The 12,085-nt window shown below is 63.4% G+C and carries 10 protein-coding genes and 1 tRNA gene; 3 read left to right on the forward strand and 8 right to left on the reverse strand.

Annotation, left to right across the window (positions count from 1 at the left end; genetic code table 11):
• From FCU66_RS22015 to obgE, 5 genes are all read right to left on the reverse strand, one after another.
• Entirely contained in the window at window positions 1–1,290 is a 1,290-nt protein-coding gene (locus FCU66_RS22015) for an MFS transporter (protein ID WP_136618484.1), read from the reverse strand.
• Between the two features lie 67 nt (window positions 1,291–1,357).
• Window positions 1,358–1,945, reverse strand: a complete 588-nt coding sequence (locus tag FCU66_RS22020; protein ID WP_136618485.1) for a nicotinate-nucleotide adenylyltransferase — start codon at window positions 1,943–1,945, stop codon at window positions 1,358–1,360.
• Window positions 1,946–2,108: 163 nt separating this feature from the next.
• The gene (locus tag FCU66_RS22025; protein ID WP_136618486.1) at window positions 2,109–3,395 is read right to left on the reverse strand and encodes a glutamate-5-semialdehyde dehydrogenase; all 1,287 of its coding nucleotides are present in this window, start codon (window positions 3,393–3,395) and stop codon (window positions 2,109–2,111) included.
• A gap of 3 nt (window positions 3,396–3,398) precedes the next feature.
• A complete protein-coding gene (proB, locus tag FCU66_RS22030) occupies window positions 3,399–4,610 on the reverse strand; it encodes a glutamate 5-kinase (protein ID WP_136618487.1) in 1,212 nt (403 codons plus the stop codon).
• Window positions 4,611–4,614: 4 nt separating this feature from the next.
• On the reverse strand, window positions 4,615–5,646 hold the full coding sequence (obgE, locus tag FCU66_RS22035; RefSeq protein ID WP_109664514.1) for a GTPase ObgE: 1,032 nt from the start codon (window positions 5,644–5,646) through the stop codon (window positions 4,615–4,617).
• Window positions 5,647–5,780: 134 nt separating this feature from the next.
• Between obgE and FCU66_RS22040 the strand changes: the two genes are divergently transcribed.
• On the forward strand, window positions 5,781–6,650 hold the full coding sequence (locus FCU66_RS22040) for an endonuclease/exonuclease/phosphatase family protein (RefSeq protein ID WP_136618488.1): 870 nt from the start codon (window positions 5,781–5,783) through the stop codon (window positions 6,648–6,650).
• Between the two features lie 178 nt (window positions 6,651–6,828).
• Here the strand turns inward: FCU66_RS22040 and FCU66_RS22045 are convergent, their stop codons facing one another.
• The 3 genes from FCU66_RS22045 to FCU66_RS22055 all read right to left on the reverse strand — a co-directional run bounded on the left by FCU66_RS22045 (window position 6,829) and on the right by FCU66_RS22055 (window position 8,587).
• Window positions 6,829–7,416: a GNAT family N-acetyltransferase gene (locus FCU66_RS22045; protein ID WP_023758577.1), complete on the reverse strand. Its 588-nt coding sequence runs from the start codon at window positions 7,414–7,416 to the stop codon at window positions 6,829–6,831.
• A gap of 119 nt (window positions 7,417–7,535) precedes the next feature.
• Entirely contained in the window at window positions 7,536–7,805 is a 270-nt protein-coding gene (gene rpmA, locus FCU66_RS22050) for a 50S ribosomal protein L27 (protein WP_136618489.1), read from the reverse strand.
• 98 nt (window positions 7,806–7,903) lie between these two features.
• Window positions 7,904–8,587: a 50S ribosomal protein L21 gene (locus FCU66_RS22055; protein ID WP_056586210.1), complete on the reverse strand. Its 684-nt coding sequence runs from the start codon at window positions 8,585–8,587 to the stop codon at window positions 7,904–7,906.
• A gap of 402 nt (window positions 8,588–8,989) precedes the next feature.
• Between FCU66_RS22055 and FCU66_RS22060 the strand changes: the two genes are divergently transcribed.
• Both FCU66_RS22060 and FCU66_RS22065 read left to right on the forward strand, forming a co-directional pair.
• A tRNA-Ser gene (locus FCU66_RS22060) sits at window positions 8,990–9,079 on the forward strand.
• Window positions 9,080–9,542: 463 nt separating this feature from the next.
• The gene (locus FCU66_RS22065) at window positions 9,543–10,253 is read left to right on the forward strand and encodes a pentapeptide repeat-containing protein (RefSeq protein WP_136618490.1); all 711 of its coding nucleotides are present in this window, start codon (window positions 9,543–9,545) and stop codon (window positions 10,251–10,253) included.
• Window positions 10,254–12,085: the final 1,832 nt, after the last annotated feature.

A 12,085-nucleotide genomic window follows, 5' to 3' on the forward strand; every position in this document is an offset into this window, starting at 1 on the left:
TTACCCCTTGCGCCGGTCCTGCTCGTCCGGCGCGAACGCAAGCTCGACCGGCAGAGGCGCCTGCGCCGTCATCGGTGCGAAACTGCCGGTTTCACCGGCAGGAACAGCCTGCGTCGTGAACACGCGCAGAAGCACGAACAGGCAGAAGGCTGCGGCGATGAGGATCGCCACATAGATGAAGGCCTGCGTGCCGAAGACGGCCGAAAGCGCAGTCACGATGCCGGGCACGATGAAGCCAGAAAGCGACCACGCGAACAAAAGCGAGCTGGACAGCGCCACCATGTCCTCCTTGCCGGCACGGTCGGAGGCATGCGCGCTGGCAAGCGAATAGATCGATTCCGAGGCGCCATCCCAAACGATATAAATCACCACCAACGCCGCCAGCGCGCCGCCGTCGAACCCAAGCGCGAACAGGCCGGCGACCATGGCGAGCGCGGATGCGGCGATCAGCACATAGCGGCGGTCGGTGCGGTCGGAAATCCAGCCAAGCGGGATCTGCAGGATCAGCGTGCCGACCGGCATCGCCGAAAGCAGCAGCGCGACGTCTGCCTGGCTGTAGCCCTTGGCCGTGGCGTGGATCGGCGCGAAGCCCGCGATCGACATCGACAGGCCGCCGACAGCCAGCATGCCGGCAACGCCGACCGGCGAAATCCGCCAGGCGCGGCCGAGTGCCACCGAGGCTGCCTGCGGCGCCGGCGGCTGGGCCAGCCGCGTCATCCCCACGGGAAGAATCGACAGCGCCGTGAAGACGATACCGATCAGCGGCGCATCCGCCGTCCTGATATCGACCAGCGCCAGCGTTGCGTAGCCGACGCCGAGCCCGGCGACATAGGCAACGTAGAAGAAAGCCATCACCCGGCCGCGGATGGCATTGGCGACGGCATCGTTGAGCCAGCTCTGCGCAACGATGAACAGGCCGCATATGGCAAAGCCGTAGAGTGCGCGGGCGGCAATCCACAACAGTGGATGGACCCCGCCGCCGACAGCGGCGTTGGCCAGCGCGATCAGCGCCGACAGCACCATGAAGGCGCGCGCATGGCCAACCCTTCGCACCAGCGGTCCGGTCAGGATGCAGCCGGCGAGGCCGCCCGCCGAAAGTCCGGTGATGATCAGCCCGGCCCAGGTCGGATCAAAGCCCTCGGCGCCGAGCCGGACCGGGATATAGGCAAACATTAGCCCGTTGCCGACGGCGATCAGCGCCATCGACACGATGACGCTGGCAATCGCGATCAGCGGCGTGGGCTCGGCACCCTGCTCGGCTTCGCTGCGGTTTTTCCTGGGAATCGACATGCCTGCTCAGGATTGCCCATGAAACGGGCAAAGGGAGCGATAAAAGCGACATGGCCGGGCGGGGGGCTCAACCCTTTGCCAGTTTGCGGATCGCGCTCGACGACAGCGACGAACGCGGGCCGTGGATGAAGGTCCAGGCCGGCGCCTTCATGCGGGCAAGCCGCGGCGCATCGCCCTCGTCGACGCGGGCATAGTCGAAGGTCTTGGCGACGACCGAGGACAGGAACGACAGCGTCGCGCCCGGGCGGTCGATGACGGCGATCGGGAAGGTCATGACGATCTCGCGCCAGCGCTGCCAGCGATGGAAATCGCGTAACGAGTCGGCACCCATGATCCAGACGAAGTCGACACCGGGATTGCGCGCCTTGACCAGCGCCAGCGTGTCGGCGGTGTAGCGGACGTGATGGGCCGCCTCGAAAGCGGTGACCTTGATCTTCGGATTCTTGGCGATCTGCTCGGACAGTTGCAGCCGCTCGCCCAGCGGCGCCAATTCCCTGGTGCTCTTCAGCGGATTGCCCGGCGTCACCATCCACCACAGCTGATCAAGCGCCAGGCGCCTGAGCGCAATCTCGGCAACCAGCGCGTGGCCGGCATGCGGCGGATTGAACGAGCCGCCGAACAAGCCGACGGCCAGGCCTTTTTCGGCATGCGGCATTTTCAGATAGGGGGATGGGACAGCCTCCTTACCCTCCCCCTTGTGGGGAGGGTCGATCCGCGAAGCGGAGCGGGGTGGGGGTATTGCAGAGTTCAGCGTCGTACCCCCACCCGGCTCGCTATGCTCGCCACCCTCCCCACAAGGGGGAGGGTAAGACCAGCGCTCAAGGCCTCACCTGTCCCGACCCGCGCACGCGGTATTTGAACGAGGTCAGCTGTTCGACGCCGACCGGTCCGCGCGCATGCATCTTGCCGGTGGCGATGCCGATCTCGGCGCCCATGCCGAACTCGCCGCCGTCGGCGAACTGCGTCGAGGCGTTGTGCAGCAGGATCGCCGAATCGATCTCGTTGAAGAACCGCTCGACCGCCTGCGCGTCCTCGGCAACGATCGCCTCGGTGTGATGCGAGGAAAAGGTTTCGATATGGTCGATCGCACCACCGATACCGTCGACCAGCTTCACCGCGATGATGGCGTCGAGATATTCGGTCACCCAGTCGGCGTCGGTCGCCGGCCTGGCGTCGAAAAACATTTTCAGCACCTCGGCATCGGCATGGATTTCGCAGCCGGCGGCGCGAAGTGCGTCGAGGATCGGCACCAGATGCGTGGAGGCAACCGCCCGGTCGACCAGCAGCGTCTCGGCGGCACCGCAGACGCCGGTGCGCCGCATCTTGGCGTTGACCGCAATCCTCACCGCCATGTCGAGATCGGCCGAGCGGTCGATGTAGAGATGGCAGATGCCTTCGAGATGCGCGAAGACCGGCACCCGCGCCTCGGTCTGCACCCGCCCGACAAGGCTTTTGCCGCCGCGCGGGATGATGACGTCGAGCGTACCGCTTAAGCCCTTCAGCATCTCGCCGACGGCGGCGCGGTCGGTGGTCGGCACCAGCTGGATGGCGTCTTCCGGCAGGCCGGCTTCCTTCAGCCCCTCGACCAGGCAGGCATGGATGGCGGCCGAAGAATTGAGCGAATCCGAGCCGCCGCGCAGGATCACCGGGTTGCCGGCCTTGAGGCACAGCGCGCCGGCATCCGCGGTGACGTTCGGACGGCTCTCATAGATGACGCCGACGACGCCGAGCGGCGTGCGCACGCGCTCGATCTGCAGGCCGTTCGGCCTGTCCCATGCGGCGATGACATCGCCGACCGGATCGCGCAATTCGGCGATTTCCCTGATGCCATCGGCCATGGCACGGATGCGCGCCGGATCGAGCTTCAGCCGGTCCATGAAGGAGGCGGAAAGCCCGGATTCCTGACCATTCGAGACATCGATGGCGTTGGCGTCGAGGATGTCCGGCTCACGAGTGACGATCGCCTCGGCCATGGCCAGCAGCGCGGCATTCTTGGCGGCGGTCGTGGCAATAGCCAGCGGTCGGGCGGCAGCGCGGGCGCGGCGGCCGATATCGGCCATCGTTGCTACGGTGTCATCCTCGGATTTTTCATGCAGTTTCAGCATGGCTCATCCTCCGCTGGTTACTTGGTCAGCGATCCCTACTTGGTCACCCGCCCCTACTTGGTCGCTGGCCCCTACTTGGTCGCTGGCCCGTACTTGGTCGCTGGAATGGCTCACCACAAGGTCGTCGCGGTGGATCATCGCCGAGCGCGCCTCGTAGCCGAGCACGGTTTCGATCTCGGCCGTCTTCAGGCCTGCGATCCTTACGGCATCGGCGGCATCATAGGCAACCAGCCCGCGCGCGATCTCGCGGCCCTCGGGCGACAGGATCGCCACCGTGTCGCCGCGCGAGAAATTGCCGCTGACCAGCTTGACGCCGGCCGGCAGCAGCGACTTGCCCGATAACAGCGCGCCGATGGCGCCGGCATCGACCGTCAGCCGCCCGGCCGGCTCGAGCTGGCCGGCGATCCAGGTCTTGTAGCCCTTGACCGGATTGCTGCTCGGCCGGAAGAAGGTGGCACGCTCGCCGCGTTCGATCGCCATCAGCGGCGACAGCCGCGTGCCCGAGGTGATGATCATCGCGGTGCCGGCGGCGGTGGCGATCTTGCCGGCATCGAGCTTCGTGCGCATGCCGCCGCGCGACAGCTCGGAAGCGGCCGCGCCCGCCATCGCCTCGATGTCAGGCGTGATCCGGTCGACCACCGGAATGAATTTGGCGTTGGGGTCGCGCGCCGGCGGCGCCGTATAGAGCCCGTCAATGTCGGAAAGCAGCACCAAAAGGTCGGCGCCCATCATGGTGGCGACACGAGCCGCCAGCCGGTCATTGTCGCCATAGCGGATTTCGGAGGTTGCCACCGTGTCGTTTTCGTTGATGACCGGCACCGCCTTCATCTTGAGCAGCGTCGAGATCGTCGCCCGCGCGTTGAGATAGCGGCGGCGCTCCTCGGTGTCGCCGAGCGTCAGCAGGATCTGGCCCGACTTCAGGCTGCCCTTGCCGAGCGCATCCGACCAGGCGCCGGCCAATGCGATCTGCCCGACGGCAGCCGCCGCCTGGCTCTCCTCGAGCTTCAAGGCGCGTTTGCCGAGGCCAAGGATGGTGCGGCCAAGCGCGATGGCGCCGGAGGAGACGACGAGGATTTCGGCGCCGCCCTGGGCCAGCACCGCAATGTCGTCGGCCAGCGAGGCCAGCCAGTCGCGCTTCAGGCCCGTCGTGCGGTCGACGAGCAGCGCCGAGCCGATCTTGACGGTGATGCGCCGATATTTTCTCAGCGACTGCATCGTCCTATCTGTCCCAGCGTGTCTCGACCGGGGCAGCGATCTGCGCACGCGCCTCGGCCACCACCGACATCAGCGCCCGCAGCACCGCCTCGACACCTTCGCCGGTGACCGCCGACAACAGCATCGGCGCGCGGCCGGCGGCACGCTTCAGCGAGGCGACCTTCTTCTTGCGCGCATCGGCGTCGAGCGTGTCGACCTGGGAAAGCGCCACGATCTCGACCTTGTCAGTCAGGCCGTTGCCATAGGCCTCGAGTTCGGCGCGCACGGTCTTGTAGGCCTTGCCCGGATTTTCCTCCTGCGCCGAAACCAGATGCAGCAGCACGCGCGTGCGCTCTACATGGCCAAGGAAGCGGTCGCCGATGCCGACGCCTTCATGCGCGCCTTCGATGAGGCCCGGAATGTCGGCGATGACGAACTCGCGCGCATCGATGCGGGCAACGCCGAGACCGGGATGCAGCGTCGTGAACGGATAGTCGGCGATCTTCGGCTTGGCCGCGGTGACGGCGGCGAGGAATGTCGATTTGCCGGCATTCGGTAGCCCGACCAGCCCGGCATCGGCGATCAGCTTCAGCCGCAGCCAGATGTTGAGCTCTTCGCCCGGCAGGCCGGGGTTGGCGCGGCGCGGCGCCTGGTTGGTCGAGGTCTTGAAATGCTGGTTGCCGAAACCGCCATTGCCGCCCTTGGCCAGGAGGAAGCGCTGGCCGACCACGGTCAGGTCGCAGATCAGCGTCTCATTGTCTTCTTCGAACACCTGCGTTCCCGCCGGCACTTTCAGCGTGACGTCGGCGCCCTTGGCGCCGGTCATGTTGCGGCCCATGCCGTGGACGCCGGTCTTGGCCTTGAAATGCTGCTGGTAGCGGTAGTCGATCAGCGTGTTCAGCCCGTTGACTGCTTCCAGCCAGACATCGCCGCCACGACCGCCATCGCCGCCGTCAGGCCCGCCGAATTCGATGAATTTTTCGCGCCGGAACGACACCGAACCGGCGCCGCCGTCGCCGGAGCGTATGTAGACCTTGGCTTGATCGAGAAATTTCATGGGATTTTGCAGTTTCTACTAGTGGCCTTGCGGCATTGCTCTAAACCTTGGGCTTTGCTCTAAACCAAGGCGCGGCGAAGGGCGAGGCCGTTTTGTGACAATGGCCGCGTGAGATTGGCCGGAGAGATGTCGGAATGAAGCTTGTAACCTACAACATCCAGTACGGCATCGGTCTCGACGGGCAGTACGATGTCGGGCGCATCACTGACGCCGTGCGCGGCGCCGACGTGATCGCGTTGCAGGAGGTGACCCGCAACAATCCCAGGAACGGCGGCCGCGACATGGTCGCCGAGATCGGCGAGGCATTGCCCGATTACTTCGCCGTCTATGGCAGCAATTTCGAGGCCAACATCGGCTCCCACATCGAGAACGGCCGCGCCATCACGAAAACCTTCCAGCTCGGCAACATGGTGCTGTCGAAGACGCCCATTCATTTGTCGCGCAACCTGCTTTTGCCGCGCAGCCGCAGCTTCGAGATGATGAACTTCCAGCGTGGCGCGCTGGAAGCGCTGATCGAGACACCGCTTGGTTTCATCCGCTTCTATTCCATCCATCTCGATCACCGCAGCCCTGTCGAACGCGCCAGCCAGATCCAGTTCCTGCGTCAACGCATGCTGAACTATGCGCTCGAAGGCGGCGCGCTGTCCGGCGTCGCCGAGATCGGCCTGCCGGAATTGCCGCATCCCGAAGCCTTTGTCGGCATGGGCGATTTCAACATGCTGGCCGGATCGCCCGAATATATCGAACTCGCCGGCCGGCCGGACCACGAATTCGGCATGCCGCTGACCGCCGACTTTGCCGTCGATGCCGCCTTGCGGCTGAACGTCACCGGCGACGATCTCGTCAGTTGGGTCGACCCCAAGCAACCCACTGACCCCAGCCGCCACAAGCGCATCGACTATATCTTCACCAGCGCTTCGCTCGCCAAATCCCTGCAGCGCCTTTGGGTCGACCGGCAAGCGACCGGTTCGGATCATCTGCCGGTGTGGGCTGAACTGGGCTAACCCAAACTTGGGCCGAACGCTTGGCTTCGACGCGCCGAGGTGTGTCGAGATTCAGGTCAGGCCGAGCCGAAAACGTTGGTTTTCGAGAACCGGAGCGGAGCGTACTTAAAGTACGTGAGCACCGGAAGCGCAGAAGACCAACGTTTGCAGGCCGGCCTCACCTGAATATCGGCACACATCAAAAATGCACCCAGTTCCGCAGGCTGGTCCAGGTCTTCCTGTCGAGCCGGTAGCGCTCGACCGGCACCTGGCCGGCGACGATCGAGTTCAGCATGCCCTGGCCGGCATACTGGAAGCCGCATTTGTGGATGACGCGGCGCGAGGCCGGATTGATGACCCGCGTCGAGGCATGCAGCACCTGGATCGACGTCCTCTGGAAGGCGAGATCGACCAGCGCATGGGCTGCTTCGGTCGCATAGCCCTTCTTCCAGTAGGGCTCGCCGATCCAGTAGCCGAGCTCCAGCCCGCGATCGGTGGTGTTGAGACCGGCGCATCCGACGAACGTGTCGGTGCCTGCCAGCGTCAAGGCATAGGCGATGCCGGCACGGCGCGACTTGGTCATGGCAAGGAAGGCGCGCGCCTCAGCCTCGCCATAGGGGTGCGGCATGCGGGCCAGCATTTCGGCGACATGACGGTTGTCGGCAAGCTCGACCAGTTGCGCGATATCGCCCTCATGGGGCGCCCGCATCACCAGCCGCTCGGTGACCAGCACCGGGCAGTCTATCGCGTAACTTTCGTCTTCTGAGTCTTCCGCTTCGGCAACCATGTGAAGTCCTCCAGGCACAAGAAAAAGGGGAGATGGAAACCCATCTCCCCTGATCCTTTTCCTGGCTTTGCCAGACACCGGTTCCCGAGATGGGCGCCGGTGTTCTAGTGCGGAACCGGCTACTCCGCGGCTTTGGTAATCGGGTTGACCGATACGTAGGTTCGGCCGTTGGCTTTTTTGTTGAACGTCACGGCGCCGGTCTCGAGCGCAAAAAGGGTATGATCCGTGCCGATGCCGACATTGACGCCGGGATGCCACGTGGTGCCGCGTTGACGAATGATGATGTTGCCCGGGATGACGGCTTCGCCGCCGAACTTCTTCACGCCCAGACGCTTGGAATGCGAGTCGCGACCGTTGCGCGACGAGCCGCCAGCTTTCTTGTGTGCCATCTAACTAACTCCGTTGCGCCGCAAGGCGCCTAAAAGGCCTTATGAACGCGTTCGCGTTCCGTTTCAAGTCCGATCCGGCGACCTGATCGCCAGAAAAATTACTTCGCCGCCAATTCCTTGGCCTGCTCGCGCCAGTCCTTGATCTGGTCGGCGCTGAAGGGCATGTGCTCGTCGATCTTGGCGACATCCTTGTCGGTCAGCTTGGCGAGCTGGGCGAAGGTGATGATGCCCTGCTCGTTGAGATCCTTGGCTGCGACCGGGCCGATGCCCTTGATCACGGTCAAATCGTCCGGTTCGCCCTTCGGCGCCTTGAACAGCGGTGCTGCCGCGGTCTCGGCTGCCTTTGTCTCGGCTGCCTTGGCCTTGGGCTCCTTCTTCGGCGCGGCTTCCGCCTTCGCTTCCGTGGCCGCCTCTGCCTTGGCTTCCTTCTTCGGTGCCTTGACCGCTGCCGTCTTCGTCGGCTTGGCGCCACCCAGCAGGATCTCGGAGATCCGCACGGTGGTCAAAAGCTGGCGATGGCCGATCTTGCGGCGCGAATTCTGCCGGCGGCGCTTCTTGAAGGCGATGACGGTGCGGTTCTTGCCCTGCTCGACGACTTCGGCGGTGACCACCGCGCCGTCGACGAACGGCGCGCCGAACGTGACATTTTCGCCCTCGCCATGCGCGAGGACGTGGCCGATCTCGACCATATCGCCGACATTGGCTTCGACTTTTTCGATCTTCAGGAGATCGTTGGCGGCAACGCGATACTGCTTGCCACCCGTTTTAATGACTGCGAACATTTTTTGCCTTTCGCTGTTCGGTCGGCCTTGATGAACCGCCTCTGGCGGTTCAGCCGTCTTTTTGTCAGTCTGCGGGTTCAAAAAACAAGCGGCGCGGAAGAACCCTCCACGCCGATTGCGCGCTGTCCCTAACCGAAGGTTGGGTGCGAGTCAAGGCAGACAGCCGCGCCGAGACTGTTATTGGCGGGCAAGCACTGGCCATGTCGGCAGCACCGCACCGCGCTGCGGTCGTGGAGGCAAGGATGCGCGGCCAGTCGACAATCTGCCTGCGTCTCCCTGCACCGGACCCGCCGTGAATCCGCCGCTTGTCCGGCAAGCCAAATAACTGACGGATTGGCCTTGTAACCTGCCCGTTCAGCCGTTATCTAGTGCGCCGCGCCGGCAACGGCCGACCATGACCGCGGAGAGGTGGCAGAGTGGTCGAATGCACCGCACTCGAAATGCGGCATGGGTGCAAGCCCATCGGGGGTTCGAATCCCTCCCTCTCCGCCAGATTTCTTTCCTAACAGATTGATTTTGTAGGATAGTTGTCGACGCCGTCGGCCTCCTTCCCAATGCAGTTCCCAATTGACTGCAACCCGAAGGAGGACTGGAAATGACCAGCTTTTCTGACTTGCCGGCCGCTTGGTTCAAGGGCCGTTTCTCTCACCGAGCCGTACTTATCCGCGCCGTGGTTGCGGCGCCTGTCGTTGGCGCCGCTGCCGTCGCTATACCCGCGGAGACTGCATTCGAGGGCGAACTGCCCGCCGTCGCACTACGACCCTGAGCGCTACCCGCCGGGCTCTTGCATTCAATAGGTCCGACGCCCACCATTTTAGCCCGCTGCCTCAACGGTGGCGGGCTTTTCATTTGGCTGTGGGGACTAGGCGGGATTAGCGGGCAAAATGCCGTCGCTTTCGAGTGTCAGCAGATGTGGTAAGGTTGATTGTCGGCGAGTAGCAGAGGTCCAGCAACAATGACTTTGAGACGAACCAGAGCTTACGGCACATCCGGCTTGGTTCTAGCGGTTTGCATTGTATTTGCTTGGCAGAACGCCACTGCCGCTCAAAATTGCGACGCAGCCGCGACGCCTGGCGTCAATTGGCAGGACTGTGACAAAAAGCTTCTCATCCTAAAAGGACAGGACCTGAGTGGGGCGAACCTGATCGGTGTTGATTTCACTTCGACCGACCTCAGGAACAGCAATCTCCTTGCGGCAAATTTTGAGAAGGCAACGCTTGTGCGTGCTTCCCTGGCCGACTCGACCGCCAAAGGCGCCCGGTTCGACAAAATCGAGGCCTACAGGACCGACTTCAGCCATATGGACGCGCAGGGCGCTGTGTTTACGAGCGCGGAAGTGCAGCGCTCGAATTTCCAGGACGCCAATCTGACCAATGCTGATTTCACAAAGGCGGAATTGGGGCGAGCGCAGTTCCATGACGCCGATATCAGCGGCAGCCGCTTTTCGTTTGCCAATCTCGCGCGGGCGGACTTCCGAGGAGCGACGTTCACCGCGCCGATAGACTTTGACCGCGCTTTTTTCTTTCTGACCCGTATCGAGGGCCTCGATCTTTCCAATTCGGCGGGTCTATCCCAGTGGCAGCTCAACATGGCTTGCGGAGACGCCCGGACCGAGTTGCCTTCTGGCTTGACGAGGCCTGAAGATTGGCCCTGTAGCGAGCCATAGGCTCGGCGCCGTGTCGCTGCCGGGGCTGAAATCGTCAAGCGCGCCCTTGCGGGGGCGAAGCTTGCGCGCGATGCGGCGCGGGAATGTTCGCGTCTGCCGGCCATTGCCGCAATGAGTACACCTTTCGGCGGTAGCCCTTCATTCGGATGCGCTCTGGCTCTTGCATTAGAGTGAGCGCATGTTTCTGGTCAGCCAGCACCGCGCCCTTCCTTCGAGCCAGTCTGGTCAGGCCCAGCGGCCACCGCTGCTAGTCCCCACTACGACCCAACCGCTGGGCCGCCCCGGTAAAAAAACCGCTCCGTCAGCGCTTCACCTTTGGCGTGATTTCCTCGATCTGCGCTTTCACTCCGTCTTGGCCCATCGCCTGTTCAAGCGCCTCGGCCTCCACCTAGTCCTTGGTGGTCAGGACGGTGCGCCAGTGCGGCCAGTCGAACACCCTGACCACGTAGGTCGTTACCGGCTTGTGCTCCACCTTTTGCTGCTTCCATCGTTCATACGGATAAGTCCCGATTATATTAGCAGAAGCATATATGTTCGCCAGCCGGCGCTGTCCCAACCCGCCCCGCCGGTCAGGCCCGGCGCCCTGCTGGCCACCCCGCCGTGCGGGGTGCCGGGCCGCTCCATCCAAACCGCTCGCTGCCGAAAGACCCGCCGCCCCATTTGCGGAGCGACGGGTCCTCACCCACCCCAAATCTGTCAATGCAATTGCGATGCCAAACCTATTGACCCATTAAGGGTCACCACCGGACCAGCGGCGGACCTGGCGACCGCTTGGCTTTGGCGCCCTCCTCCAGCGTTCGTCGCGGGCTATCATCCAAAAGGCTGTATTCCAACAACTCAAGCAAGAGCGATACACTCACTATTCGGCGCAGCTTCCCTCAAAGCGCCGCCGGTATAGGCTCGGCGTCCCTCTGGTTTGTTCAGTGTCAAAGGACGGTGCCGGGCTGAGACTAAAATATTAAACCCGCCGCTCCATTCACGGCAGCGGCGGGCCGCCCCCTAGGGATAAACGGGGACCTGCCGGGGTGTTGGTCTACCCAGCAGTGCCAGCGATGCAATTGCGGTGCCAAATGTATTGAGCCATTACGAGGCACTCTTTGACTTGGTTCCCGGCTTGGCGCTATCGAACGTCGGTTTCCAGTCGCGGTTGCGCTGCTTTAGAGGACCGCTGCCGACAACAACAGGATGAGGCCGATCCCCATCATCAGCAGGCCTGGCCAGTTCTGCGACAGGCCAAGGAAGCCGAGGCCGCGCCGACGCGGCTCAAGTGTCGGACCTGGGGTTGCGAGATTTGGCGTTGGGCGATCGGGCCTAGCAGGAGAAGGCGTCGGATCGCTCAGTCGCCCGCGCCTTAGAACCGCGCCGGCCATGTACACAACGCCAGCGACAGTAAGCAACGCTCCAATGATGATGACGGCCATTTGGAGAGAACGGTGAAGATACCCAGCGGTTCCACCCAAAAGCCCCCTACGACCTTACCGTCGATATAGAAAGGCCGTTGGCTCTGCAGGATCTAGCGATTCTTGGGCTTGATCTCCTCGATCTTGGCGCCCTCGCCGACCCCGTAGACTGACACCCCGACAAGGCGCATAGTTCGCTCATGTCGCTGCCTCAACGCACCGATCTAGCGAACGACAATGGCACACCTGAAGACCATCTGGCGGCCGCTACTGCTGCCCTTTTCGCTTCGCTGAAGGATCTGGACGCTTCCATTGAAGTGCTTGCCAGCAAGATCAAAGCGCCTGCGGAGGGAGCGTCGCATCTGTGGCCTACACGGTGATTTGGTACGGGAAAAAGGGCATCGTGGAGAAGACGCCATTTGATGCCGAGAA

Origin of the sequence: Mesorhizobium norvegicum (assembly GCF_004919685.1) — a bacterium.
GTDB lineage: Bacteria > Pseudomonadota > Alphaproteobacteria > Rhizobiales > Rhizobiaceae > Mesorhizobium > Mesorhizobium norvegicum.

Bases quoted from the DNA above. Each gene is read 5' to 3' on its own strand.
- FCU66_RS22025 (WP_136618486.1), bottom strand. From the start codon at position 3,395: ATGCTGAAACTGCATGAAAAATCCGAGGATGACACCGTAGCAACGATG.
- FCU66_RS22065 (WP_136618490.1), top strand. From the start codon at position 9,543: ATGACTTTGAGACGAACCAGAGCTTACGGCACATCCGGCTTGGTTCTA.
- FCU66_RS22045 (WP_023758577.1), bottom strand. From the start codon at position 7,416: ATGGTTGCCGAAGCGGAAGACTCAGAAGACGAAAGTTACGCGATAGAC.
- obgE (WP_109664514.1), bottom strand. From the start codon at position 5,646: ATGAAATTTCTCGATCAAGCCAAGGTCTACATACGCTCCGGCGACGGC.
- FCU66_RS22015 (WP_136618484.1), bottom strand. From the start codon at position 1,290: ATGTCGATTCCCAGGAAAAACCGCAGCGAAGCCGAGCAGGGTGCCGAG.
- proB (WP_136618487.1), bottom strand. From the start codon at position 4,610: ATGCAGTCGCTGAGAAAATATCGGCGCATCACCGTCAAGATCGGCTCG.
- rpmA (WP_136618489.1), bottom strand. From the start codon at position 7,805: ATGGCACACAAGAAAGCTGGCGGCTCGTCGCGCAACGGTCGCGACTCG.
- FCU66_RS22055 (WP_056586210.1), bottom strand. From the start codon at position 8,587: ATGTTCGCAGTCATTAAAACGGGTGGCAAGCAGTATCGCGTTGCCGCC.
- FCU66_RS22020 (WP_136618485.1), bottom strand. From the start codon at position 1,945: ATGCCGCATGCCGAAAAAGGCCTGGCCGTCGGCTTGTTCGGCGGCTCG.
- FCU66_RS22040 (WP_136618488.1), top strand. From the start codon at position 5,781: ATGAAGCTTGTAACCTACAACATCCAGTACGGCATCGGTCTCGACGGG.